This window comes from Kribbella sp. NPDC049584, from assembly GCF_040675555.1.
In the GTDB taxonomy this organism is placed as follows: Bacteria; Actinomycetota; Actinomycetes; order Propionibacteriales; family Kribbellaceae; genus Kribbella.
This window is the reverse complement of the sequence record NZ_JBFAPF010000011.1, coordinates 203447-227728: the sequence shown is the minus strand read 5'-3', so window position 1 is coordinate 227728 and position 24282 is coordinate 203447. Positions and strand designations below refer to the sequence as shown.

The window sequence follows — 24282 nt, the reverse complement described above, 5'->3', positions numbered from 1 at the left end:
CTGCAAGACACGCCCTACTTTGTCAAGGCCTTCCTGAGCCTCGCGGAGTCCACCCGCCAGAAGTCGTGCTGCTTCCCGTCGACGAACGTGACCGGGATCTGTTCGCCGTACTGCGTGAACAGCTGGTCATCCTGGGTGATGTCGACCTCGGTCCACTCCACCCCCAGCTCGCCGCAGACCGAGCGGATGATCTCCCGGGCGTCGTCGCACAGGTGACAGCCCGGCTTCCCGTACATCACGACCCGGCTCATCGGCTGCCCTGCCGGAGCCGGCCCTTGGCGACCTTGCCCGTGACCGAGTGCGGGAGTTGATCCACCACCTCGATCTCCACCGGGGACTTGAACCGCGCGAGCCGGCCCTCGGCGTACTCGCGGATCGCCGCGACATCCACCGTGGCGTCTGCCTGCGGTACGACGAACGCCTTCACCGCCTCGCCGGTCTCCTCGGACGGCATCCCGATGACCGCGGCCTCGCTCACGCCGGGAGCAGCGACCAGCACGTCCTCGACCTCGCTCGGGAACACGTTGAAGCCGGACACGATGATCAGCTCACGCAGCCGGTCGACCAGGAACAGGTCGCCGTCCGCGTCCAGGAAGCCGACGTCGCCGGTCCGGTACCAGCCCTCCGCATCCGGACCGTCCACGCCGTCCGGCCAGTACCCGGAGAACAGGTTGTTGCCGCGGATCAGGATCTCGCCCGGGTCGTCGCCCTCGACGTCCTCGCCCTGCTCGTCGGCGATCCGGAGCTCGACGTTCGGCAGCGGGCGGCCGACGGAGCCGGGCTTCGGCTCGGACTCGCCCAGAGTCGTGGTGACCCCCGGGGACGCCTCTGTCAGGCCGTACCCCTGGTGCACGAAGTGGCCACTGACCTGCTCGAAGCGGTCCGCGAGCGTGCGATCGAGCGTGGACGCGCCGGTCAGCACGACCTTGACCGACCGCAGTGCCTCGCGCAGATCGGCTCGACCCAGGAGAGTGTGCAGCGCCGGTGGGGCGAGCGGCAGCCGCGTCACGCCGTACTTGCCGACCAGGCCGAGGGTCTCCTCGGGGTCGAATCGCTGCTCGATGATCAGCGCCGCGCCGGTCGCGACGGTCCAGCCCAGCACGGCGTTCAAGCCGAACGCGTGGAACATCGGCAGGACCCCGAGAACCACGTCCTCGGGTCCCATCCGGTCCTCTCCGAGCTCGGTGAGGTTCTGCACATTGGCGGAAAGTGCCCGATGGGTGAGCATCGCGGCACGCGGATCTCCACTGGTTCCGGACGTGTAGAGCAGGAGCGCCAGCGCCTCGGGATCGATCGTCGACGGTAACGGAGCGTCACCTTCGAGCTGGCCCGGCGCCACCGTCCGGACGCCCTCGATCCGGTCCGCCAGGCCCGGTCCGGCGATCGCCAGCCGGGCTCCGGAGTGCGCCGTGACGGTTGCGACCTCGGACTTGGTGAGCCCGGTGTTCAGCGGTACCGCGACCAGTCCGGCGCGGAGAATGCCCAGGTAGGACGTGACGAACTCGATGCTGTTGGCAACCAGGAGCAAGACCCGGGCCCCGGGCACCAGGCCGGCCGCGGCAAGCCCCTGAGCGGTCCGGTCGACGGCCTCGTCGACCTGGCTCCAGGTCAGCCGGCGGTCCCCGTCGACCAGTGCGGGACGCTCGCCGTGTCGTTGCGCTGTGTCACGAAGAATGTCCGCGAAATTCACGTTCACCAGGCGAGTCTGTCACGGCCACGGGGGCCACGGACTTTCAACCGGCTTGCCCAGAACGGTTGCAGCAGAGCGTGACCACCGATATACAGGTGACTTCGCGGGCGCGCTTCTGTCGAACCTCACACTGCAGAAACCCGGCCGCGCGGGGAACCTCATGCGCGATGCTTCACCCTCCCCGACAGCAGGCTGCTCCGATTTACGGACGCAGTCCGCTGGCGCATTCGTGACGACCAGACCGGACGGAAGGCGGCACGCCTCAGGCTGTTGACAGTATGTGTCCGAGCGGCGACGCTCGGTGCGGTTCAGCCACTGTGGCCATTCGCGGATGTGTCAGAAGACGTGTCAGTTGAACGGGGAGAAAACTTGACCACGCCGGAGCCAAGCCCGGACGGGATGAGACGTGCAGAGCTCGTCGATCGCGCCCAGGCCGGGGACGTCGGTGCCTTCGGTGAGCTGTACGACGAGTACTCGCTCACCGTCTATCGCTACATCTACGCGCGGGTGTCCTCGTCGGCACTCGCAGAGGACCTGACCAGCGAGACCTTCGTCCGGGCGCTGCGCGCGCTGGACTCGTTCCGCTGGCAGGGCCGGGACTTCGGCGCCTGGCTGGTGACGATCGCCCGGAACCTGATCACCGACCACTACAAGTCCGGCCGGGTCCGGCTGGAAGTGGTCACCGACGAGATCGAGACCCACGACCGGCAGACCGAGGGTCCGGAGATCGATGTGCTCGCCGCCGCGACCGCCGAGGTACTGCGGGACGCGGTCGCGGGTCTGCCGGACGAGCAGCGCGACTGCCTGACGATGCGGTTCTTCGCCGGCCTGTCGATCGCGGAAACGGCCAAGGCGCTCGAGAAGTCGGAGGGCGCCGTCAAGCAACTGCAACTGAGGGCCGTGAGGCACTTGGCGAAGGTTATCCCCAAGGACTTGAGGTGAGGCGGATGACAACGAATGTCTTTCGTAACCCGTCAGCGAGTTTCCTCGTTCCTCTTCATGAGGACCTGTCGGTGACCCCGACTGGCCATTGAGGAGAACGAACATCATGAGTGACCTACACAGGGCTCGAGCGCGCGCGGAGTCATTCGCGCATGCCGTCGATCACGGGCCCCGTCACTCCGCGCGACTGAGCGAAGACCCCGAGTTGCTGGAAGCTGTGGAGCTGGTCGGACGGCTGAGGACCGCCGGCGCAGTTGCACCGCGACCGGAGTTCAGCGCCGAGTTGCGGCACCGTCTGCTGGAGCAGGCGGCGGCGCGCGCGGCGACCACTGCGACTCCGATGATGGTGCGCAGCGCACCGGACAGCTCGGACGACCCGCCGGGTCGCGAGGACGTTGGCGCGTCCGTGACAGCTATTCGCCGCCGACAGGGCCGGAGGATCCGGCTCGTGGCCAGTACCGCCGCGCTCGTCCTGCTCGGAGGTGGCATCGGTTCTGCCGCCGCCGCTCAGCAGGCCATGCCCGGCGACACGTTGTACGGGATGAAGCGCAGCATCGAGAACGTGTCGACCAATGTGAGCGTCGGGGACGACTCACGCGGCCGGCGCGACCTCGAGCACGCGATGACCCGACTGTCCGAAGTCCGCCAGCTCGCCGACAACGGCGGATCGGTGGGCACGATCAACGCGACCCTGGACGACTTCTCGGCGCAGTCCCGCAAGGGCGTGTCCCGTTTGGTCGCGTCGTACCAGCAGGACGGCGACGAGAGTTCGATCAGCGCGATCACGGCCTTCATCACCAGCGCCCGCCAGGCTCTTGTGGGGCTCGCGCCCAAACTCCCGCCGGAGTCGCTGAAGTCCGGAGTGGAGGCGCTGGCAACGATCGAGCAGCTGGCGCAGCACACGAGCGCGGCCTGCCCGAAGTGCGCAGCGCCGAAGTCGGCCACCACCGGCGGCACCACCAGCAAGCCGAACCGGACGACACCCGGCAACGGCGAGCCGAGTGATCCGGCCAAGCCGGGGACGAGCACCAAGGCGTCCTCGACCATCCCGACACCCGGTGCGTCGACCACGCTCCAGCCGAGCACGTCGCCCACCAAGATTCCGAACACCACGATCGTCGAGGAGTCCACGGAACCGCCTCCGACGGCCCTGAAGACGCCACCGAAGCCGTCGTCGTCGAACTCGCCGATTGCGACGCCTACCGTGCTGCCTTCGCTGACCCCGACCACGCCGGCCTGGCCGTGGCCGTTCCCGACCACACCGCTGATCGATCTCCCAGGGATCATCAACACGCTGTTCCCGCCCTGGAAGTAGAGCACGACGCAGAGAAGCCCGGCACACCGATGGTGTGCCGGGCTTCTTCGTTGCCCGGGGCGTTGCTCGGGTCAGAAGAAGATGCTGCGGCGCTGCATCAGCAGGGTGTAGAGGGTCTGCTGGATGGTCTCGCGGACCTGGTCGGTGACGTTGAAGACCAGCATGGGGTCGTCGGGTGCGCCGTCGGCGAACTCGTCGGTGCGGATCGGCTCGCCGAACTCGATCAGCCACTTGGACGGCAGCGGGATCAGCCCGAGCGGTCCGAGCAGCGGGAAGAACGGTGTGATCGGGATGTACGGGACGCCGAGCAGGCGGGCCAGCGAGGCGATGTTGCCGACCAGCGGATAGATCTCCTCGGCGCCGACGATCGAGCACGGGACGATCGGTACGCCGGTCCGCATCGCGGCGCTGACGAATCCGCCGCGCCCGAAGCGCTGCAGCTTGTACCGCTCGGCGAACGGCTTGCCGAGACCCTTGAATCCTTCCGGCCAGACGCCGACCAGGTTGCCCTGGCGGAGCAGCCGTTCGGCGTCGTCGTTGTTCGCCAGGGTCGCGCCGCCCTTGCGGGACAGCTCGCCGACGAACGGTGTCTGGAACACCAGGTCCGCCGCCAGTGTGCGTAGCGGCCGGCCGGTGTGGTCTGCGACGACGACCTGGGTCACCAGTCCGTCGATCGGCATCGTGCCGGAGTGGTTCGCGACGATCAGCGCGCTGCCGTCGGTCGGAATGTTCTCGATACCGCGCACCTCGACGCGGAACCATTTCTCCACCATCGGGCGCAGCATCGGCAGCAGCACCTGGTCGGTCAGGTCGGAGTCGTACCCGAACTCGTCGAGTTCGTAGTCACCGCTCAGCCGCCGGCGCAGGAACGCCAGCCACTCCGCGACCCGGCGCTCGCCGTCCTCGCCGAACAACTCCCGCACCACCCGCTCCAGCCGGCCGAAGTCCAGCCCGCCGAGATCCAACCCACCGAGATCCAACCCGGACATGTCAGGCCCGTCGACGTCAGGCACGGCTCCTGCCGTCTCGCCCACCCGGGGCTCCTGCGCAGCAGGTCCGCTCACCGGACCGCCCGCAGCAGCGTCCGAGTCGGGGCGCTTGCCGTCGGGGCCGGATCGGGCGCGGCTGTTCTTCTTCTGACCGCCTGGTCCGGCGAGTGCGCGCGCGGCGGCGGACGGCGTCGTACGGCGTCCACTCCCGCGGCCGGGCCTGCCGCCGGAGCCGATCGGGATCACATCCGCGTCAGCCACGCAACGCTCCCAACCCCGCGCCGAGCAGGCCTGCGACCCGCGTCATCGCGCCGACCCCGAGCGAGGACCGGAAGTCGTCGAACGCCTCCGCAGTCGTGTACTTCGGCTCGAACCCGAACTCGGTCCGCATCCGGGTCGTGTCCACGCCACGTCCGAACGTCAGGAACGTGATCTGGTCCGGCGAGAAGTCCGCGAGCCGGGCCCGCCGGACGGCAGCGGCCGTGCTTGACGCGGTGAACGACGGCAGCCGCAGCGTCGGCCGGCCGAGCCGGCGGATCGCCTGGGACAGCGAGAGGATGCCGTCGCCGGCCACGTTGAAGGTCCCAGGAAGGTCGTTGACTGTCGCGCGCTGGATCGCCTCGACGCCGTCGTCCTCGTGCAGGAACTGCAGGCGGGCGTCGTACCCGAAGACGGTCGGCACGACCGGGAGAGCGAAGTACCGCGTCATCGGCGAATCGGTCTTGGGGCCGATCCAGTTCGCCATCCGCAGCGTGGTGACGCAGACGTCGGGGCGGCGCCGGGCGAAGCCGCGCACGTAGCCCTCGACCTCGACCGCGTCCTTGCTCAGCCCGTGGTGATGGATCGCCCGCGGCGCCATCTCCTCGGTGAACATGGCCGGATCGCGCGGGCCGGCGCCGTACACCGTCGTGGAGGACTTGACCACCAGCTTGGCCACGCCGGATGCCTTCTGGCAGGCGGCGAGCAGCTGCATGGTGCCGATGACGTTGATCTCCTTCATCGACGAACGGCCGCCAGCACTCCCGGGGGTCGCCACGACGCCGGTGTGGACGACCGTATCCACGCCTTCGGCCGCGATCACCTTGGCGATCACGGGATTGCGGATATCGGCCCGGACGAACCGGACCCGGCCGAGCTCGGCCCGCGGCGGGACCACGTCGACCCCGAGCACGGTACCGATCGCCGGGTCGTCGGCCAGCCTTCGGGCACAGCGAGCACCGGCGTCCCGCGAGACGCCGGTCACCATCACTACCTGTGCCACGAGCTACCCCCAGCCGGACCGGGCGCGGCGAACAGTACCTGCCGGCTACTTGCCGAGCTTGCGGCGCTGCACCCGCGTCTTCTTCAGCAGCTTGCGGTGCTTCTTCTTCGCCATACGCTTGCGGCGCTTCTTGATTACGGAACCCACGTCTGACCATCCAAACTCAAAGAGAACGTCGGCAAAGCTTACCTGTAGGTCACTCCCGCAACCTAAAGCAGCCTCCTCCACTAAACTTGACGTGACCTGGGGAGGTTGTTGTGAGGGCTCGGTACGACGGTCTGGCGGAGTGGTACGACGAGCGGTTCGTGGTCGACGCGGAGACGCATCAGCCCGGGATCCTGGAGCTGCTCGGGACCGGTTCAGGCCCCTGTCTGGACATCGGCTGCGGCACCGGGCGGAACTTCGAGACGATCCGCGCCAGCGGCCGCACGCCGGTCGGCATCGACTACTCGACGGACCAACTGCAGCGCGCCCGAACCCGCACCGACGGTCCGCTCGTGCACGGAGACGCCGCCGCGCTTCCGTTCGCCGACGCGTCGTTCGACACCGCGATCTCCATGTGGATCTCCACGGACGTGGACGACTTCAGCGCGGTTCTGCTCGAGGCGGCGCGGGTGCTGCGCCCGGGCGGGGTGCTGGTCGCGTACGGCGTGCACCCCTGCTTCAACGGACCGCATGTGCTCTACGAGGAGGACGGCCGGCGGACGGCCTACCCGACGTACCGGCAGTCCGGCTGGCACCACGAGTCCCCGTGGTGGAGCGCGGAAGGCATCCGTCGCCGGATCGGGATGCGCCACGTGCCACTGGCCGAGTATCTGAACGCGATCATCAGATCCGGCCTGACGGTCGAGCACTTCGAGGAACCAGTCGGCCCCGACATCCCGCACGCGCTGGCCTTCCGCGCCCGCCGCCCGGCGTGATGACCTCTAATCAGCCTGGAAGGAAGCTGCGAGCCCGCTGGCAATGGCGCAGTACGGTGGTCGGATGGCGTACGTCGTCTTTATCGCTGGGCTCGTGGTGGTGCTCGCGGGGCTGACCTGGTTCGCCTCCTGGGCGAAGCGGCGCGGGCACGGGTCCGGGGTGGCAGGCGCGCTCGCGGCGTACGACGAGGCGTACCGGACGACCGCGCATCAGTCGCACCACGAGCTGCGGCAGCAGGCTGACCGGAAGTCCGAGAGCGGATCGCCGGACGATCTCTAGCGCAGGAAGTCCGCTATCGGGCCGAGGGTGAGCAGACCGCTGCCGGCCGCGTGCTCGTCTGCGGCTGGCGCCAAGGCTGCCTGCGCTTTCTCCAGCAGCTGACCGTCGCCTGACTGCCGGGCCGCATATGCGGTCAGCGCCCAGTAGGTCTCGAGTAGGAGCCCAGGCGGTGGGTTCAGCGATCCCTTCACCCACGGGGTGTGCGGGCCATAGTCCGCGTCGGGGATCGGCTGGCCGTGACGGATGGCATGCGCGGCCAGCGCCAGTGGGAGCAGACCGTCGCTCAGACCGGGCATGCCGGCGCCGTCCAACAGGGCACCGGCGGCGCGGTAGGACTCGGGGTTGTCGTCGCGGAGGGCGGCGTACCAGCGGGTGAAGACGCCGACGAGTGGGAGTTCGTGACGGGCAGCCAACGCGTCGGCGGCGTCGGCGTGTTCGCCGGCTGCTGTGTGGTCGGCCCGCGCGCAGGCGGACTGGAGCCGGATCAGATGGCCGAGAACCTCATAGGTAAAGAGGTTGTGGCGTTGCGAGAGGCTGACGAGCTCAGCTCCGATGGCGTCGCGTTCCGGAGCGAGACCGGCTCGATAGCAGGTCTGCATGAAGACGCCGTTCAGCGTGAACGCGAGCAGCGCGGGATCGTCCAGCCCGCGCGCGAGCTCCTCGGCCTCGAGTGCTGCCTCGCGAGCACGAGATGATCGCGAACCGCGCGATTCGAGTGCGATCGTGGCGAGGAGCCGAGCGCGGATGCTCGGGTGCTCCTGTGTCGGCAGGACCCGTTCGGCCGCAGCGACGATCGCCGCGGCCTGCGTCTCGTCGTCGGAGCGCGTCCAGATCGCCGGTACGTCGTACGCGCCGATGACACGCGCTGTCAGATCAGCGTCGGCCAGCTCCTCGGCGGCTGTGATGGCAGCAAGGCGGTGTCGACGAGCAGTCTCCAGCCCGCCGCCTCCGGTGACCGCGAGGTTGCGCAGTAGGCCGACCGTCGACTCGATCCGGGCGCGCGTCCCGCCGACCACGCGGTCGTACGCCGAGGCCGTCTCCGCCCACACGCTTCCGGCCGGCGTGAGATGAGCGGCCTGGTTGAGGATGTCGGTCTCCAACTGCCTGAGCGCCGGACCAGGATCGACACCGAGCTGACCGACCAGAGTCTCGCGAGCGCGACGCAGTACGGCGAGAGCGTCGCCTTGCCGCTCGCTGCGATACAGGGCCAACGCCAGCAACCGCCACGCATCCTCACGCCACGGGTGCTCGGACACGTGCGCATCAAGGTCCGGCACAGCCTCCCCCGCCAGCCCCAACGCCAGTCGCGCCTCGCCGACCCGCTCCACTGCTCGCAGCCGCAACTCGTTCAACCGCGAACGCTCGGCCAGCGCCCATCCCTCATCCGCAAACTCCGCGTACGCCGGACCGCGCCACAAGCCCAACCCTGCAAGCAGTTCCGGCAACAACTCCCCCGGCGGCAACGACGCCTGCACAGCCGCCTCGAACCGCCACGCATCCACTGCGTCGGTCCGCAGCGCATAGCCAGGACCTTCAGTCACCAGCAACCTGGCAGGTGTCCGCGGTTGCCGATCCGGCTCGATCGCCCGCCGGAGTGCAGCCACGAACGTCCGCAACGCGCTCAACGCCCCCGCCGGCGGATCCGCCCACAAGTCGTTCACCAGCACCGCCGCTGGTACGACGCGCCCTCGCGCCACGATCAATCGAGCCAATACGGCCCGATGCCGGGGGCCCTTCAGATCAACCGGCTCCCCGTCCCAGGCCACGACAGGCCCAAGCACCCCGAACTCCACCCGGCCACCGTAGCGTGCTCATCGAACGCTGATCCGCATCCAGCAGGCTGACCGGCGTGAACGAATTCGACTATCACCAGGTCCACGCGAACGGCGTGACCTTGAACGTCGCTGTCGCAGGCTCCGGTACGCCGGTCGTGTTACTCCATGGGTTTCCGCAGACGCATCTGATGTGGCGGCACGTGGCCGGGCGGTTGTCCGCCGACCACACCGTGATCTGCCCGGATCTGCGTGGGTACGGCGAGAGCGACAAGCCGTCGGGCGACTACTCGAAGCGGACGATGTCGGCTGACGTTGTCGCCATGGCTCGGGAGTTGGGGCATTCGCGGTTCGGGTTGGTGGGGCATGACCGGGGTGCGTTGGTGGCGTTCCGGGCCGGACTAGATTCCCCGGACGCGGTCTCGCACCTGATGTGTTTGGACGTGTTGCCGACGCTCGACATGTGGGAGGTGATGCACGGAACGAGCGCCGCGGTGGGGTTCCATCTGTACCTGATGGCGCAGCCGGCCGGGCTGCCGGAACGGATGATCGCCGCGAGCTCCGACGAGTTCTTCGGGTACTTCCTGGACCTGTGGGCGAACGATCCGGCCGCGATCCCGGCCGACGTACGCGCCGTCTATCTCGCAGCCTGCAGGCGCGCGGTGCCGTCGATTGTCGCGGACTACCGGGCCTCGGCGACGATCGACGTGAGCCACGACGAGGAAGACCTTGCTCAGGGCAACAAGCTGCGGATGCCGGTGACGGTGATCCAGCAGGACTGGGGCGCCGCACTTGGCTTCGACGCGGCCGCCCGCTGGAAGGCCTGGGCGACCGACCTCCACCACCAGACCACGACCGCCGGCCACTTCATGGCCGAGGAGGCACCGGACGAGATCAGTACTGCGATCCGCGCGCTCCTCCAGCGCTGAAAGATGCGCTGTTCCGGCCGCAGGCATGACGAAGGGGCCGGTCCACGGCGGGATCCGGCCCCTTCGTCTCTCGTTGTTATCCGGCTTGGAAGAAGGCGCCTTTGAGGTAGTCGTGCACGGCGTCCTCCGACACCCGGAACGAACGACCTACCCGCACCGCGGGGAGCTCTCCGGAGTGCACCAACCGGTACACCGTCATCTTGGACACGCGCATGGCCGTGGCGACTTCCGCCACGGTCAGGAACTTCACCTCGGCGAGCGGCTGCTCACCACCGGACTTCTTTGATGCCATTGCGCACCGCACTTCCAGCACGGATCGTGCGCCGGCTTCCCCTCCGGCACCTCCGTCCGTGCATGCAACGAGCGTAGTGGCTGTTGGTACGAATGGGAAAGAGGGGGACTCCTGTGACTCAATATGTTGAATCAAGACCTAACAAAGGGAAGCTCGCGTCGCGTGTCGCCTTGATTGACCGGTCCAGCCAGGTGTTCGGGTTGTAGCCGGACGACCAGTCGACGTACTTCGCGTCCTGCCCGTCGGTCATCCGCATCGGGGCGACCCGGCCGAACCGGATCTGGATCTCCTCGCGCCACCCCTCCGGCACCGCCGTCAGCGGGTCGATCGGATTGCCCGCGACGATCGCCAGCAGATGCGTCCAGGCCCGCGGTACGACGTCGATGATCGCGTAGCCGCCACCGCCGGTAGCGACCCACTTCCCGTCCGCCACCTCATGCGCAAGGTCGTGCAGAGCCGCGTACGCCGCCCGCTGCCCGTCGATCGTCTTCGTCAGGTGCGCCAGCGGATCCTCGACATGCGAGTCACACCCGTGCTGCGTGACGAGCACCTGAGGCCGGAAAGCCTTCACCACGTCCGGCACGACAGCGTGGAACGCCCGCAACCAGCCCGCATCCCCGGTGCCGGGCGGCAGCGCGACATTGACCGCCGACCCCTCGGCACCTGGCCCGCCCGTCTCACCAGCGCTCCCAGTGCCCGGGAACAGCGTGGTCGGCGACTCGTGCAAGCTCACGGTCAGCACCCGCGGATCGTTGTAGAACACGGTCTGCACGCCGTCCCCGTGGTGCACGTCCACGTCGACGTAGGCAACCCGCTCGGCGCCGTGGTCGAGCAGCCACTGGATCGCGATCGCCGGGTCGTTGTACACGCAGAAACCGCTGGCTTGGTTGGGCATCGCGTGGTGCAGGCCGCCGGCGATGTTCGCGGCGTGCAGTACGTCGCCCTCCCAGACCGCGCGCGCCGCCTCGACCGAAGCACCGACGATCTGGGCCGAGACCTCGTGCATCCCTGGGAAGCAGTACGTGTCGGAGGTGCCGAGGCCGTGCACCGGATCGGCCTCGTCGGGGTGCTCCCCCGCACTCTTCACCGCGGCGACGTACTCCGGGGTGTGCACGGTCTCGAGCAGCCCATCGTCGGCCGTCGGCGCGGGCACGACCTTCAAGTCGTCGAGTACGCCGAGCGCCCGCGCGAGCTTGATCGTCAGCTCCACGCGGATCGGACTCATCGGGTGCCCACGGCCGAAGTCATACGCCGTCAATCCGTCGTCGAAGACCAGCAACGCCTCACCGCTCATGCACCTGACCTTAACCTTCACGCCGCAGGGGGCGGGTGCCTGAGACGAGAAAAGACGGGTCGGCGCAACACCCCTCCCAGGTTGCGCCGGCCCGTCTGTGGTCCAACAGTCGATTCATCGGCGGCGGACTGCAAAGCGTTACAGAATTTGCAGGTTCCTGCAGACCTACGCCTGAGCAGGCGCTCGAACGGGTCGTTTTCGTACGGTTTCTGCGCCGTTTCGGGGTGATCCGACTGCGGACAGTGAGATTCGGACTTGCGGGCGCCACGGAGCAGGCCGCACAGTACCTCCCGTGAGGCAAATGAAACCCAACCGGCGGCAGATCTTCACAGTCGGAGCGGCAGCCGCCGTCGCTGTGGCCGTCCCGACCGAAACCGCATCCGCCACGACGGCGTCGACCTCTGCCACCTCTGCCACCGCGGCCACGTCAACGGGCCCGTACGGCTCGGGCGTGCTCGGCTCCTGGGCGAACGGCACCCGGGCCATCTCGACCACCACGCAGATCCACCGCGTCCTCGAGACCGACGGCGTGTACATGTTCGGCGACAGCATCTCCGTCCAGGACGGCAAGTCGCTCGCGACCCGGCTGCTCGGCCGCGACGGCAGCCAGATGGCCGTGAACAACTGGTCCAGCCGGCCCACCTCCGGCGCCGTCGACGCGCTGCAGCAGTGGGCGTCGGCGTACGGTCTGCCGCGCCGGATCCTGATGGCGAGCGGCTCGAACGACATCTTCGACCCGCCGAAGTTCGCTGCCCAGCTCGATCGCGCGATGGGCATCGCCGGCCGCAACCGGATCGTGTACTGGGTCAACATCCAGGCCGTCCGCAAGAGCGTCGACGCGACCATGCAACTCGCGGACCAGCGCAACAGCTCGTGGCTCAACATGCAGATGTACGACGCGCAGGAGAAGTACTCCAACCTGCGGATCATCCGCTGGGCCGAATGGCTCTGGGTCAAGCCGCACCGGCTGCTGAACTACCTGCGCGACGGCGTCCACCCGTCGGTTCCGTTGGGTCAGGACGCCCGCAACGAGTTGATCGTCCAGTCGCTGACGGCTCGATGAGGTACGCTCGTTACGTGAACACGAACTTGCAGCTGTGGTGGACCGCCTAGGGCGGTCCACCCGGCGTGTTCGCACGCAGCCACCAAGGCCGCCTCTCCGAGGCGGCCTTTTTCTCTGCCCTTCTCGGTGAGGCCCACACACCGAAAGGGCACGATCATGACTTCGCTTTCCGGCATCACCCCGTCCGGCCGGCTGACGCTCGGCAACCACCTCGGCGCGCTGCGCCGGTTCACCGACCCGGACGGCTTCTACTTCGTCGCGAACCTGCACGCGATGACGACCAAGCACGACCCCCGAAGACTCGCCGCGCTCACCCGCGAGTTCGCGACGCTGATGCTCGCGGCGGGCGTACCCGAGGGCACGGTCTTCGTGCAGTCCGACGTACCCACGCATGCCCAGCTCGCCTACCTGCTCGAGTGCACGTCGTACGTCGGGGAGCTGTCGCGGATGATCCAGTACAAGGAGAAGGGCAACCGCCCGATGACGCGGGCGTCGTTGTTCACCTATCCGTGCCTGATGGCCGCGGACATCCTGCTGTACGGCGCGGAGCGGGTCCCGGTCGGAGGTGACCAGGACCAGCATGTCGAGCTCGCGCGGGACATCGCGATCCGCTTCAACCGCGAGTACGGCGAGACGTTCGTCGTACCGCAGCTGAACAAGGCGGCGCTGGCGACGCGGGTCAAGGACCTGGCCAATCCGACCGCGAAGATGAGCAAGTCGGCCGCGGACGACGCGATCGGCACGATCCGGCTGCTCGACCCGCCGGACGTGATCCGCCGGCAGATCATGCGCGCGGTGACGGACTCCGAGAACGAAGTCCGGCACGACGAGGCGAACAAGCCGGGCGTCAGCAACCTGCTGGACATCCTGGCTGCGTGCACCGACAGCGATCCGGTCGAGCTGGCCAAGTCCTACGCGTCGTACGGCGCCCTCAAGCAGGATGTCGCCGACGCTGTGCTCGCGGTGATCGACCCACTGCAGAAGGAGTACGCTCGCCTCGCGACCGACCCCGGCGCGGTCGAGCACCTGCTCGTCCAGGGCCGGGATCGGGCGCTCGAGGCAAGCACTCCCCGACTCCAGGCAGCGACGCGGGCCATGGGTTTGGCAGGATCGGCTCCATGAAGCTTCGTGCCGCCACGTTCAACATCCGCAACTCCTCCGCACCCGACGGCGACAACGCCTGGCCGGTACGGCGGAAGGCGGCGGTGGCGGCGATCGAGCAGCTGGACGCGGACGTGGTCGGGCTGCAGGAAGTGCTGCCCGACCAGCTCGAGTACCTGGCCTGGCGGTTCCCGAAGTACGAGATCGTCGGCGCCGGCCGGGACGACGGGATGAGTGCGGGTGAGCACTCCGTCGTCCTGGTCCGGCCCGGCGACTGGCGGATCGACAAGCACGAGACCCGCTGGCTGTCCGATGACCCGGGTACGCCGGGATCCGTCGGCTGGGACGCCGACCTGACCCGGATCGCCACCCTGGTGTGGCTGCGGCATCGCAACGGTACGACGGTCGGCGTCGTGAACACGCACTACGACCACGCCGGCGAGGTCGCGCAGCTGCAGTCGTCGCGGCTGATCGCCCGCTGGATCAGCGGATCGCTGCCGTGGATCGTGATGGGTGACCTCAACGCCACCCCTGATTCACCGCCGGTCAAGTCCCTCGTCGACGCCGGCCTGTCCCTCGCCGTACCGCTGTCCGAAGGCGGCAGCTGGCACAACTTCACCGGCGCAGTGGACGACGACCGCATCGACCACATCCTCGTCACCTCGACGTGGACGGTGACCGACGCAGCCGTCTCGCACTACCGCCCGGACGGACGTCTGCCCAGCGACCACTGGCCCGTGGTCGCGACGCTAGATCTTCGCTAGCACCTCTTCGCGCAGCAGCTCGAGCGCATCGAAGCGCCGGTTGCCGTCACCGAGCTGCGAATCCGGCACCAGCAGCTCGTCGATCCCGGCCGCCGGGTACTGCGCGACCACGTCGAGCACCTCCTGCGCCGATCCCATGATCACGTGCGCACCGTTCCCCTCCAGCCGAGCCTTCCGCTCCGCGGCCTCGGTGTCGCCCGGCCGGATCACCTCGAGGAACGTCTGCGCCGACCGCCGTACCGTCTTCGGATCGCGGCCGATTCGCTCGCAGTGCTTGGCGAAAACCTCACCCTTGTGGGTTGCGAGGTCCGGCCGGCCCCAGTGGTTCCACTCGTCCGCGTACCGCGCAACGATGCCCAGGGCAACCTTCTCGCCGGAGGCGCCGATCAGGATCGGAAGGTGCGCCGGCTTCGGTTCGCACGGTGCGTCCTGGAGTTGGTAGTAGGTGCCGTCGAACGTCGTCCGCTCCTGCGTCAGCAGGCCCTTGATCACCTGACAGGCTTCCTCGAACCGCTTGAGCCGCGGCCCGATCGCCGGCAGCTCGATCCCGTACACCTCGTGCTCGTTGACCTGCCATCCCGCGCCGATCCCGAGCACGAACCGCCCGTTCGCCATCTGGTCGATCGTCGCGGCGGCGTTCGCAACCACCGCCGGGTGCCGGTACGTGTTGCCGAGCACCATCGACCCGACCCGCACCCGCGAGGTCCGGGCAGCGATGCCGGCGAGCAGCGCGAGACACTCGTTCACCGGGACGGTCAGGTCGTTGCTGTTCTGCATGAAGTGATCAGCTATCCAAACGCCGTGCCACCCGGTGCGTTCGGCGTACTCCGCTCCTTCAAGTACGTCATTCCAGGTCCGGGAGGCCGCAGGCCACAGAGAGAAGTCCATGCGGTCATCCTGCCTCTTGAGCCGCGAGGACCGCTTCTCCGTTCTGTTCTGCCCATTCCGTGAGCAGCCGGATCGGCCCCATCAGCGTGCGGCCGAGGTCGGTCAGGTCGTACTCGACGCGTGGCGGCACCCCGCCGTAATCGGTCCGGGTGACCAGGCCGTTGGTCTGCAGACGCCGCAGGGTCTGGGTCAGCACCTTCTTCGAGATGCCGCCGATCAGCTCGACCAGCTCGGAGTGCCGTCGCGGGTGGTCGTTGAGTCCCCACAGGACGACCACCGCCCACTTGTCCGCGATCACCTCGACCGCCAACCGCGCCGGACAGTCGGCCAGGAAGATGTCGCCGGGTTCCACACCGTACACAGCTGTCAGGGTACCCAGCGGTTCCCACGGCGATGTCTAGCGTTCCGTGCCATGAACGCTCTTCCCGAAAGCACCCACCGACTGTTCACCGAGCCGAAGGACGTCACGATCATCACCATCGACCCGGACGGGTCGCCACAGGCCTCGCTGGTCTGGGTCGAACGCGACGGCGACGAGCTGCTGATCGGTCTCCAGGCACCCCACCGCAAGACCCGCAACCTGTTCCGCGATCCGCGCGTGACCCTGCTGATCCAGGACGACCAGGTGAGCGCCCGAGGTATCACCCAATACCTGGTTATCCGGGGCACCGCGAAGCTCCACGGTCCCGGCGTCGCGGGGGACTACAAGGCGCTGATGGATCGGGAGACCCAGCGGTACCTCGGCCTGCCGGAGTTCCCGTTCGGCGAGGGCATCTGGGATACCGGCGTGGTGGCGCGGGTGACCGTCGAGCGGATCAGCGGCGAAGGACCGTGGACGGTCAGATGACGATGTGCCAGCGCAGCAGGAAGGCGCCGATCGACAGCACGAGGTACAGCAGGACGAGCGCGGCGCCGATGCCGGGGCGCGGGCGGTGGCGGCGTACGGGCGTGTCCGCGGCCTGCGCCCGGATCGCCTCCATCACCGCGCCGACCTCCGCGGTGCGGTCCTTGGGGATGCCGTTGATCTCGTTCTCGTCCGGGCCGCGGGTGAGGACGACGTAGTCGTCGCCGATCTCGATCGAGTCGACGTCCTGCCAGGCCAGGCTGCGGATCAGCATGCTGGTGCGCGCCTTCAGCGCGGTCTCGGTCAGCTCGACCCGGTACAGCACGACGCCGCCGGCGACGCGGACGACCGAGGCGCCGATGATCGTCAGCAGGCCGACCGCGAGCATGTCGCGGGCGCCCATCCAGAGCCACGAATTCAGCCCCGGCACGACGATGAACGGCAGGATGAACAGCGCCCAGGCCCACCACGGCGCCGGATCCAGCGGCACGCGCCACGGCAACTGGGGCACGTCGGCTCGCTGCGCGACCTCGTGGTGCTGCTGCGCAGGCGCGGTGTCCGGCTTGACCGAACCATTACCCATGGGCGGGACCATAGCGACTCAACCCTTGCACAAGGAAGGAACTGCGGCGCCCAACCATAACGCCAGCAGTGCGAGAGGTGTTATTCGGCGGCTATTCGGCGGCGAGGTCGCGGGAACGGTTGCGGGCGGCCTCGATCGCCGAGAGGAACGCGGCGCGGACCTTGTGGTCCTCCAGCTCGCGGACGGCGGCGGCCGTCGTACCGCCCGGGGACGTCACGCGCTCCCGCAGTACCGTCGGGTGTTCGCCGGTCTCCCGGAGCAGCTTCGCCGAACCGACGACGGTCTGGACGACGAGGTCGGTCGCCGTCGCGCGCGGGAGGCCCATGTGGACGCCGGCCTCGATCATCGACTCGACCACGAAGAAGATGTACGCCGGGCCCGAGCCGGAGATCGCGGTCACCGCGTCCTGCTGCTTCTCCGGCACCCGGACGACGCGACCGGTCGCGGCCAGCAGGCTCTCGGCCAGCTCGAGGTGGCTCTCGTCGCAGTGCGCGCCCCGGGAGATCGCGGCCATACCCTCGTCGACCAGCGCCGGCGTGTTCGGCATCACGCGGACGACGGCGACACCCTCGGGCAGGCGGGACTCGATGAACTTCGTGGTTATGCCGGCGGCCAGGGAGACGACGGTCTGGCTCGGCTGGATCGCGGGGGCGATCTCGGCGAGCAGATCCGGCATGTCCTGCGGCTTCACCACCAGCACCAGCGTCTCCGCCTGCTTCGCGGCGTCCAGGTTGGAGACGACGTCAACGCCGTACCGCTCGCGCAGCTCGGTGGCGCGCTCCTCCCGGCGCTCGGTGATCAGGAGCTCCTCCGGTCGCCGCCCGGCCCGAATCAGCCCGGACAGCAACGTCTCCCCCATCACCCCGGCCCCGAGAACGGCCACCTTTGCACTCATGGTGCACAGGTTACTGCTGAGCGCTCCGGCTACTTCTTGCTGATCAAGGAGCGGGCGAAGAACTGCAGGTTGGCGGGGCGCTCGGCGAGGCGGCGGACCAGGTAGCCGTACCAGTCCTCGCCGTACGGGATGTAGATGCGCATGGTGTGGCCGAGGCCGGCCAGGCGGAGCTGCTCCTCGGGGCGGATGCCGTAGAGCATCTGGTACTCGTAGCTGCCCGGCCGGCGGTTCGCGCGGTCGGCGAGCGCGCCGGCGATCGAGATCAGCCGCGGGTCGTGCGACGCGATCATCGGGTAGCCGTCGCCGTTCATCAGGACCTTCATCGCCCGGACGTACGCCTTGTCGACCTGACGCTTCTCCTGGAACGCGACCGACTCGGGCTCCTTGTACGCACCCTTGCAGAGGCGGACGCGGGAGCCGGCGTGTGCCAGGTCGCGGCAGTCGGCCTCGGTACGCCGGAGGTACGCCTGCAGCACCGCCCCGGTCTCGGGGAAGTCCTGGCGCAGCTCGCGCAGGATGCCCAGCGTGGAGTCGGTCGTGGTGTGGTCCTCCATGTCGAGGGTCACCGTCGTACCGGCGTTGCGGGCGGCGAGGCAGATGGTCCGGGCGTTCTCCAGCGCGATCTTCTCGCCGTCGCCGGGCAGCGCCTGGCCGACCGCGGACAGTTTGACCGAGACCTCGGCGTTCTTGGTCAGGCCGGCGGCGGCGAGCTGCTTGAGCAGGTCGAGGTACGCGTCGGCGGTGGCCTGCGCGGCGGCGAGGTCGGTGACGTCCTCGCCGAGGTGGTCGAGGGTGACGTTCAGCCCGTTGCTGACCAGCTTCTCGGTGGCCAGCACGGCCTCCGGAGTGGTCTCGCCGGCGACGAACCGCGACACGATGCCACTGGACACCGGGAGCGACGACACCGCTTTCTTGATCTGGGGGCTGCGGGACATGCCCAGCAGGACTCGCCGAAGCACTACGTGTTCCTCCTCATCAACCCACCCATTTGCCAGTGGTGTCAGCAGGTTACGCGCCTGAACCTGGCTTTGCGGAATCCTGTGGCCCGGGCCACACGCACCCCACGTTGGTAGAAGATGCGCTCATGCCCATCTTCAAGCGTCGCCGCCGCAACGCCGTGGACGCCGATCCGATCGGCGCGTTCTGGTCCTGGTGGTCGGGCTCCGGCGCTGCTGCCGTCGCCGGCGCGATCGCCCGCCAGGAGCCGACCGACGTGAACGTGGAGCTGAACGAACGGATCGCCCGGATCAGCCCCGACCTGGAGTGGGAGCTCGGCCCCGGACTGCACGCCGCGCATGTCCTGATCGTCACCGCGGCCGGCAACCCGCCCCAGCGCGCGGTCGCCCGCCGCTGGCTGCGCGCCGCCCCGCCCTCCGACCAGACCTGGGAGTACGCCGACCTGCGCCGGCCCGGGCCCGCGGTGACTATCCAGTTCGACGGACTGCCGCCGGTCGCGACGGACGAGTCCGTGGTGTCGATCGAACCGGACACCGCGTCGGTGCACGTCGGCGTACATCATCCTGTGTTCGCGTCGCTGTCGGTGGATGCGCAGCGGCGGGTGACGTTCCTGATCCTGGACCTGGTGCTCGGCGAGGAGATGGTGGAGACGTGGGTCGGCGCCATCGACACACTGCCCGCGCCGCCGGATGACGCCGTACCGATCGATTCGCTGCTGCCCGCGGTGGCTGGGTTCGCTGCCGAGCACACGCTGGAGGACGGCAGCCCGGCGTGGAAGATGCTGGAGGGTACGCGCGACGGACAGCGGGTCATCGCGACCGCGGAGTACCCACTGCGCTCGATCCGGCGACCGCACCTGGACACGCATGTTGCCGTCTCGATCCAGTATCCGGTCGTCCGGGAGGACGGGCTGCCGGAGTCGGAGATGCTCGACGAACTACGGGCGTTCGAGGACCACCTGACCGACCGTTTGGGTGGCTCCGGCAACCTCTTGGCGCACGAGACGTCGGCCGGCGTCCGCATCCTGCACTACTACACCGACGGCACCACGCCCGCCGACGCCCAACTCCAAGCCGCCACCACCGGCTGGCCCCACGGCAAAGTAACCCTGACCGCAGAACCCGACCCCGCCTGGCACAACGTCGCCCACCTGTCCGGGTAGCCGTATTACCTGGGTTCGACGCGGAGGGTGGTGGGTCGGGCCGTGGAGTTGACGATTGCGACCGTGTCCGGGCCGTCGCCGTACTTCTTGTAGTAGGCCGCGTCGAGTTGGTCGTCGACGGTGGAGTCGGGGATGTAGGTGACTTCGCGGGTGTTTCCGTCCCAGGAGATCGCGCCTTCGTGGTGACGGCTGACGCCCTTGTACCAGCTGCCTTCGGCGCCGCGGACCGATCGCACGTAGAGGCTCCCGTCGACGACGACGTGCCACACGATGGTGAGCGTACGCAGCGATCCGTCCTGGCGGCGCCCGGCGACGCGGATCTCCTCGATCCGGTCCAGGACCTGCAGCTCTTCCGCACTCCAACTACTCATCAGCTTCTACTCCTTTTCCGAACTGTGCCAGGGTGATGCTTTCAGGTTCCGGTCGCGCCCCGGGTGCAACCTGGGGGTTCTGGGGTTCCGTCTTGAGGGGGAGATGGAGAGTGGAGGACCGGATGGCGGAGCGGGACCGGGAGTTTGTGGCGTTCGTGGAGGGGGCGGGCGCTTCCTTGCGCCGGACGGCGTTTCTGGTGGTGGGAGATCGGCATCGGGCTGATGACGTCGTCCAGGACGCGCTCTACAAGCTGTACCTTGCCTGGCCGAAAGTGCGGCGGGTGGGGAATCCGCTCGCGTATGCCCGCCGGATGGTGGTCAATGCCGCGCATGACGGCGGACGGCGGCCGTGGCGGCGGGAGGTCGCGATCGGCGACGTACCGGATCGGGTCGATCACGAGGATTTCGCGACCGGGCATGCCGACCGGGACGAAGTACTCGAGGCCCTGCGGTCGCTCGGGCCTCGGCAGCGGGCCTGCGTCGTCCTGCGGTACTACGAGGACCTGTCCGTCGAGCAGACCGCGGAGATCCTCGGCTGTACGACGGGCACCGTGAAGAGCCAGGCGGCACGTGGTCTCGACACTCTCCGACGAGCCATCGACCAGCGGCGAACGAGCCGGGCGCTGTGAAGGAGAACGAGATGGAAGACGTACGTGAGGTCAGCGCCGAGCTCCACCGGCTCGCCGACTCCGAACCACTGGACCCCTTCGACACCGATGCGCTGCTAGCCCGCGGGCACCGCGGCCGACGCCGGCGCAAGACCCTCGCGATCAGCGGAGCGGTGGCCGGCGTCGCAGTCATCGCACTGGCCGCGGCCCTGCTGCCCGGGCTCACCCAGCCCGGCAAGAAACCGCCGGTGGCCGGTGACCAGAGCCAGACCGCGCTGTTCGAATCCGTGCAGGGTGTTCCGCGCGGGGAAGCGGCCGTCGGGCAGCGGCTGACGATGGCCGAGGCCCAGCGGCGGTGCGCCCTGCGGTTCCCGGACGAGAAGCGCGGTTTCGAGAGGCCGTACGACGGACCGTTCGTCGGGCAACGGCTGTCGTACAAGGTCACGATCGGTGCCCGGATGCGGATGTGCACGGTGCCCGGCGGTGACAAGCCGACGGCAGCCTTGCTGGCCCAGGTCGCCAAGGATCCGTTGCCCACCACAACCGCCGGCCAGTTGCGGCACTGCTCCGTGCAGACCTGGGTGGACGTCACCGGGTGGCGCGTGACGGCGACGGCCCGGTCGAAGGAGACCGGGGCCTCGTTGCTTACCGCGGTCTCACCGAGCGGCAAGACCGCGATCGCCTGCGAGATCGACAAGAGCACGCTGGACGGCGGAATGATCACCCAAGGTACGTCGCTGCTCTCACTCGACCACCTGCGCTACGACAGCAACCAATACACGCATGCGACGCCGACCCAGCCCGCGCAGCTGTGGACAGGGAACAACATCGGCGGCAACCGCAACGGGTACACGACGCTGGCCTGGGGCAAGCTCAACGGCAACCCGACCAGAATCCATCTGCAGATGGACGCGAAGACCCAGACCGACGTACCGGTCACCGACGGCTGGTTCGCCTACTACTGGACGACTCCGCCGACGAAAGCGAAGATCGGGGACCTGCGCATCACGGCGTTCGACAAGAACGGAAAGGTCGTCAAGGTCCTCAAGTGACCTGAATCGTTATCAACCAAAGGGATTCGTGGATGGTCTCACCCTTCGCAAACCGATGAAGGGGGAGATATGAGGAAACTGCACACGATCCTGACAATGGTGGCGGCGGCGGCCGGGATGGTCGCCGCCGGTACGACGACGGCGACTGCGGCAACGACAGCGACGACGGCGACGGCCAGCCCGGCCGCGGCGACGGCCGGGTGCGCGCTGAACCTCGGTTCGGTGACGGCAGGCGGGGACCAGACGATGCAGCGGCTGACCGGGGTCACGCCGCCGACCGCCGGCGCGCGAAGCGTCGTACCCAATCTGTACGCCGATGGCGCGGTGCGGATGAGCGCGTCGTTCGTCAACGAACCGACCGCGGCCGGCAGCTCGCGGTACGGGCGCGTCGTGCTCGGGGACGCGATGTACCAGCACTGGATCGAGCTCGACAAGAGCGGCAAGGTGAAGTCGTCGCAGCTGGCCCGGATCGGCGGCGGGTGGAGCAAGTTCGTCGACCACGAGACGTCGACGTTCAACGACGACCCGACCCACCCGCGGACCTACGAGTACGGACTGCGGTCGGACGGCACGCTGTTCCGGTGGGTCGTGGGCGACACCGGCGTCTGGAAGGCGTACGGGTCGGCGCCTGGCTTCGCGTCGGTGAAGTCGATGACACTGATCAGCAAGGCCGCGGCGTACGACACGTTCCTCGCGAACACCCGGGGCGGCGCGCTGTACACCATCCACATCCCGGTCAACTCCGCGATGAAGCCGGTCGTGACCAAGGTCCGCGCCGCCACCTGGCAGGGGTTCGAGACGCTCGTCGCCGGCCAGTGCGGCAACTACGGAACCGTTGTCGCCGGCATCGACAAGGACAGCAAGTCCGCGTACCTGTACACCTTCGGCCACGCGAACGGCGCGAAGACGTCGATCACCGGCCACGGCAAGGTCCCCGGCACCTTCGCCGACCCCAGCTACTTCCGCTTCGCCCCACCGGTGAAGTCGGACTGGCTCTTCGGCGAGTAAAGCGAAGAAGAGATGTGGAGCCGCGGCCGACTTCGACGATCGGCCGCACGGTCGCCCGAGAAAGACCAAAGAACAGAAGAGAGATGTGGAGTGGTGGCTGGCTTCAGTGGTCAGCCGAAGGTCTCCCGTCACGCTCGACCGCGACAAGATCATCGAGTTGCGCTGTCGGATCTTCCAGCGGCGAGCGGGGTGCGCTGTCGGATGCCGCCACGAACCAGGAGGCCCCGCAGGTGGCTGGGGTCAGCTGTCGGTTGTGGACTTAGGCTGGCGGTGTGTTCCGGTGGGGTCGACCTGGAACGTGAACCCGTGGGGTGTGGTCCATTCCAGGGTCTTCACGTCGACGCGGTGGACGTTCCAGCCGCGGGCGTGGGTCTTCACCCGGTGAGCGAACCGGCTGAGGGGTGCGAGGTTGCGGGTGCTGGTCTGGCCGGCGGGGCCGTTCGGGTCGTAGGGCTGGAGGTGGTCGAGGTCGATGGTGCGATGGGTTTCGCGGGTGCCGTAGGGGAACAGTTCGACGGGGTAGGTGAGGCGGACACGTTCGCGGATGCGGGCGGGGATCTCGTACGCGTCGGCGCTGACGGCGTCGTTGAGGTCGATGACGGGTTTGACGGTGTACGGCGCGTGGCCCACGAGCTCGGTGAGCTGGTCGGCGAGCAGCGGCCCGATCCCTTCGGCACGGAGTACCCCGGTGCCGGTGGCCAGGGTGAGGTCGGTGAGGTGCACAAACACCTCGGTCTGCCCAGGACGCACCTGTCCGCCGGGACCCGCGGGGTTGGCGTAGGCGTCTTGCTTGATCTGCGCCAGCCGTGCGTCGAGCGCCCGTTGCGCGGCACCATCCATCGGCGCCCCGTCGTCGGGCTCGCTGCGCGGCCCGGGGATGTACTCGATCGGCCGGCTGTCGAACGGGTCACTCGGCGGATCAGGATCGTACGGCCCGACGCCGTCGTCCAACGGCGGCTCCCGCAGCTCGACAGGGTCAGCGACGGGCTCAGCCAGGTGGGCGTCACCGCCATCCGGGCGTGCGTGCGACAGGCTCGCCGAGCCCACCGGGTTGGCACCACGCCCCGCAGCGCCAGCGCGAGCCGGGTCTGCCGACGCACACGGTGCGTCGTTCGAGCGGACAAGCGAACCGAACACGCCATGGCCCGCACCCGCCGACCGCGTGCCGACGCCCGACATCGAGCCCGATTCTGCGGACTGCGTGCCGACGCTCGCCGGTGGGTCTGCCGCGCATCGCGCGGCCACACCTGCGTGTGGGTCTGCTGCGGCGGATCGCGTGCTGGCACCTGACATCGAGCCCGC

At 68.5% G+C, this 24282-nt stretch carries 27 protein-coding genes and 1 pseudogene; 13 read left to right on the top strand and 15 right to left on the bottom strand.

Going from position 1 to position 24282, the window contains the following annotated elements; translation table 11 throughout:
* Nucleotides 1-14 precede the first annotated feature (14 nt).
* Together AB0J62_RS32030 and AB0J62_RS32025 are read right to left on the bottom strand one after the other, a co-directional pair.
* Nucleotides 15-251 (bottom strand): glutaredoxin family protein, encoded by a 237-nt coding sequence (locus tag AB0J62_RS32030; protein WP_363878966.1) that lies wholly within the window; start codon nt 249-251, stop codon nt 15-17.
* Nucleotides 248-1696 carry an AMP-binding protein gene (locus AB0J62_RS32025; RefSeq protein WP_363878963.1) on the bottom strand — a complete coding sequence of 483 codons (1449 nt, stop codon included), beginning with the start codon at nt 1694-1696 and terminating at the stop codon, nt 248-250. The genes AB0J62_RS32030 and AB0J62_RS32025 overlap by 4 nt, the downstream gene beginning before the upstream one ends.
* 393 nt (nt 1697-2089) lie before the next feature.
* Here AB0J62_RS32025 and AB0J62_RS32020 point away from each other — a divergent pair, with 393 nt between their 5' ends.
* Complete coding sequence (locus tag AB0J62_RS32020) at nt 2090-2632, top strand: sigma-70 family RNA polymerase sigma factor (RefSeq protein ID WP_130384882.1); 543 nt, start codon at nt 2090-2092, stop codon at nt 2630-2632.
* Nucleotides 2633-2738: 106 nt separating this feature from the next.
* On the top strand, nt 2739-3947 hold the full coding sequence (locus tag AB0J62_RS32015; RefSeq protein ID WP_363878960.1) for a DUF5667 domain-containing protein: 1209 nt from the start codon (nt 2739-2741) through the stop codon (nt 3945-3947).
* 71 nt (nt 3948-4018) lie between these two features.
* Here AB0J62_RS32015 and AB0J62_RS32010 read toward each other — a convergent pair whose 3' ends face one another.
* Genes AB0J62_RS32010 through AB0J62_RS32000 form a run of 3 tightly spaced genes read right to left on the bottom strand, consistent with a single transcriptional unit; the run spans nt 4019 to nt 6344 of the window.
* Complete coding sequence (locus AB0J62_RS32010; RefSeq protein ID WP_363878957.1) at nt 4019-5197, bottom strand: lysophospholipid acyltransferase family protein; 1179 nt, start codon at nt 5195-5197, stop codon at nt 4019-4021.
* Nucleotides 5190-6197, bottom strand: a complete 1008-nt coding sequence (locus AB0J62_RS32005; RefSeq protein ID WP_363878954.1) for an NAD-dependent epimerase/dehydratase family protein — start codon at nt 6195-6197, stop codon at nt 5190-5192. The genes AB0J62_RS32010 and AB0J62_RS32005 overlap by 8 nt, the downstream gene beginning before the upstream one ends.
* Before the next feature lie 45 nt (nt 6198-6242).
* On the bottom strand, nt 6243-6344 hold the full coding sequence (locus AB0J62_RS32000; protein WP_008356322.1) for an AURKAIP1/COX24 domain-containing protein: 102 nt from the start codon (nt 6342-6344) through the stop codon (nt 6243-6245).
* A 110-nt stretch (nt 6345-6454) separates the two neighbouring features.
* Between AB0J62_RS32000 and AB0J62_RS31995 the strand changes: the two genes are divergently transcribed.
* Both AB0J62_RS31995 and AB0J62_RS31990 read left to right on the top strand, forming a co-directional pair.
* Nucleotides 6455-7117 carry a class I SAM-dependent methyltransferase gene (locus AB0J62_RS31995; RefSeq protein WP_363878951.1) on the top strand — a complete coding sequence of 221 codons (663 nt, stop codon included), beginning with the start codon at nt 6455-6457 and terminating at the stop codon, nt 7115-7117.
* A 64-nt stretch (nt 7118-7181) separates the two neighbouring features.
* Entirely contained in the window at nt 7182-7397 is a 216-nt protein-coding gene (locus tag AB0J62_RS31990; RefSeq protein WP_363878948.1) for a hypothetical protein, read from the top strand.
* On the opposite strand, the gene AB0J62_RS31985 is transcribed toward AB0J62_RS31990, so the two are convergent.
* On the bottom strand, nt 7394-9190 hold the full coding sequence (locus AB0J62_RS31985; RefSeq protein ID WP_363878945.1) for a BTAD domain-containing putative transcriptional regulator: 1797 nt from the start codon (nt 9188-9190) through the stop codon (nt 7394-7396). The two genes, AB0J62_RS31990 and AB0J62_RS31985, sit on opposite strands and share 4 nt — an antisense overlap.
* Before the next feature lie 56 nt (nt 9191-9246).
* Between AB0J62_RS31985 and AB0J62_RS31980 the strand changes: the two genes are divergently transcribed.
* Nucleotides 9247-10098, top strand: coding sequence for an alpha/beta hydrolase (locus AB0J62_RS31980; RefSeq protein ID WP_363878942.1), 852 nt, complete (start codon nt 9247-9249; stop codon nt 10096-10098).
* Between the two features lie 76 nt (nt 10099-10174).
* Here the strand turns inward: AB0J62_RS31980 and AB0J62_RS31975 are convergent, their stop codons facing one another.
* Together AB0J62_RS31975 and AB0J62_RS31970 are read right to left on the bottom strand one after the other, a co-directional pair.
* Complete coding sequence (locus tag AB0J62_RS31975) at nt 10175-10390, bottom strand: helix-turn-helix domain-containing protein (RefSeq protein WP_012923942.1); 216 nt, start codon at nt 10388-10390, stop codon at nt 10175-10177.
* A 118-nt stretch (nt 10391-10508) separates the two neighbouring features.
* Entirely contained in the window at nt 10509-11684 is a 1176-nt protein-coding gene (locus AB0J62_RS31970; protein WP_363878939.1) for an acetoin utilization protein AcuC, read from the bottom strand.
* Between the two features lie 301 nt (nt 11685-11985).
* On the opposite strand from AB0J62_RS31970, the gene AB0J62_RS31965 reads away from it, so the two are divergent.
* The 3 genes from AB0J62_RS31965 to AB0J62_RS31955 all read left to right on the top strand — a co-directional run bounded on the left by AB0J62_RS31965 (nt 11986) and on the right by AB0J62_RS31955 (nt 14612).
* Nucleotides 11986-12747: a hypothetical protein gene (locus tag AB0J62_RS31965; protein ID WP_363878936.1), complete on the top strand. Its 762-nt coding sequence runs from the start codon at nt 11986-11988 to the stop codon at nt 12745-12747.
* A 156-nt stretch (nt 12748-12903) separates the two neighbouring features.
* Nucleotides 12904-13869 carry a tryptophan--tRNA ligase gene (gene trpS, locus AB0J62_RS31960; RefSeq protein WP_363878933.1) on the top strand — a complete coding sequence of 322 codons (966 nt, stop codon included), beginning with the start codon at nt 12904-12906 and terminating at the stop codon, nt 13867-13869.
* Nucleotides 13866-14612 carry an endonuclease/exonuclease/phosphatase family protein gene (locus AB0J62_RS31955; RefSeq protein ID WP_363878930.1) on the top strand — a complete coding sequence of 249 codons (747 nt, stop codon included), beginning with the start codon at nt 13866-13868 and terminating at the stop codon, nt 14610-14612. The genes trpS and AB0J62_RS31955 overlap by 4 nt, the downstream gene beginning before the upstream one ends.
* Here AB0J62_RS31955 and AB0J62_RS31950 read toward each other — a convergent pair.
* Together AB0J62_RS31950 and AB0J62_RS31945 are read right to left on the bottom strand one after the other, a co-directional pair.
* Entirely contained in the window at nt 14598-15500 is a 903-nt protein-coding gene (locus AB0J62_RS31950) for a TIGR03560 family F420-dependent LLM class oxidoreductase (RefSeq protein WP_363878927.1), read from the bottom strand. The genes AB0J62_RS31955 and AB0J62_RS31950 overlap by 15 nt on opposite strands.
* Nucleotides 15501-15504: 4 nt before the next feature.
* Nucleotides 15505-15861: a helix-turn-helix domain-containing protein gene (locus tag AB0J62_RS31945; RefSeq protein WP_363878924.1), complete on the bottom strand. Its 357-nt coding sequence runs from the start codon at nt 15859-15861 to the stop codon at nt 15505-15507.
* 51 nt (nt 15862-15912) lie between these two features.
* On the opposite strand from AB0J62_RS31945, the gene AB0J62_RS31940 reads away from it, so the two are divergent.
* Nucleotides 15913-16347, top strand: coding sequence for a TIGR03618 family F420-dependent PPOX class oxidoreductase (locus AB0J62_RS31940; protein ID WP_363878921.1), 435 nt, complete (start codon nt 15913-15915; stop codon nt 16345-16347).
* Here AB0J62_RS31940 and AB0J62_RS31935 read toward each other — a convergent pair.
* The 3 genes from AB0J62_RS31935 to AB0J62_RS31925 form a co-directional block, all read right to left on the bottom strand.
* The gene (locus AB0J62_RS31935; protein WP_363878918.1) at nt 16340-16927 is read right to left on the bottom strand and encodes a hypothetical protein; all 588 of its coding nucleotides are present in this window, start codon (nt 16925-16927) and stop codon (nt 16340-16342) included. The two genes, AB0J62_RS31940 and AB0J62_RS31935, sit on opposite strands and share 8 nt — an antisense overlap.
* Nucleotides 16928-17018: 91 nt before the next feature.
* Nucleotides 17019-17822: a pyrroline-5-carboxylate reductase gene (proC, locus tag AB0J62_RS31930; RefSeq protein WP_363878915.1), complete on the bottom strand. Its 804-nt coding sequence runs from the start codon at nt 17820-17822 to the stop codon at nt 17019-17021.
* Nucleotides 17823-17851: 29 nt separating this feature from the next.
* Nucleotides 17852-18781 carry a proline dehydrogenase family protein gene (locus AB0J62_RS31925; RefSeq protein WP_363878912.1) on the bottom strand — a complete coding sequence of 310 codons (930 nt, stop codon included), beginning with the start codon at nt 18779-18781 and terminating at the stop codon, nt 17852-17854.
* 125 nt (nt 18782-18906) lie between these two features.
* Between AB0J62_RS31925 and AB0J62_RS31920 the strand changes: the two genes are divergently transcribed.
* Nucleotides 18907-19941 (top strand): DUF695 domain-containing protein, encoded by a 1035-nt coding sequence (locus AB0J62_RS31920; protein WP_363878909.1) that lies wholly within the window; start codon nt 18907-18909, stop codon nt 19939-19941.
* A gap of 5 nt (nt 19942-19946) precedes the next feature.
* Here AB0J62_RS31920 and AB0J62_RS31915 read toward each other — a convergent pair whose 3' ends face one another.
* Nucleotides 19947-20312 carry a DUF2255 family protein gene (locus AB0J62_RS31915; protein WP_363878906.1) on the bottom strand — a complete coding sequence of 122 codons (366 nt, stop codon included), beginning with the start codon at nt 20310-20312 and terminating at the stop codon, nt 19947-19949.
* Nucleotides 20313-20434: 122 nt separating this feature from the next.
* Here AB0J62_RS31915 and AB0J62_RS31910 point away from each other — a divergent pair, with 122 nt between their 5' ends.
* The 3 genes from AB0J62_RS31910 (at nt 20435) to AB0J62_RS31900 (ending at nt 22980) form a co-directional block, all read left to right on the top strand.
* Entirely contained in the window at nt 20435-20941 is a 507-nt protein-coding gene (locus AB0J62_RS31910) for a SigE family RNA polymerase sigma factor (protein WP_363878903.1), read from the top strand.
* An 11-nt stretch (nt 20942-20952) separates the two neighbouring features.
* Nucleotides 20953-21972, top strand: a complete 1020-nt coding sequence (locus AB0J62_RS31905; protein ID WP_363878900.1) for a hypothetical protein — start codon at nt 20953-20955, stop codon at nt 21970-21972.
* Between the two features lie 69 nt (nt 21973-22041).
* Nucleotides 22042-22980: a hypothetical protein gene (locus tag AB0J62_RS31900; RefSeq protein ID WP_363878897.1), complete on the top strand. Its 939-nt coding sequence runs from the start codon at nt 22042-22044 to the stop codon at nt 22978-22980.
* Between the two features lie 240 nt (nt 22981-23220).
* Here AB0J62_RS31900 and AB0J62_RS31895 read toward each other — a convergent pair.
* Nucleotides 23221-24282 (bottom strand): annotated as a pseudogene (locus tag AB0J62_RS31895) (hypothetical protein); the annotation flags it as partial.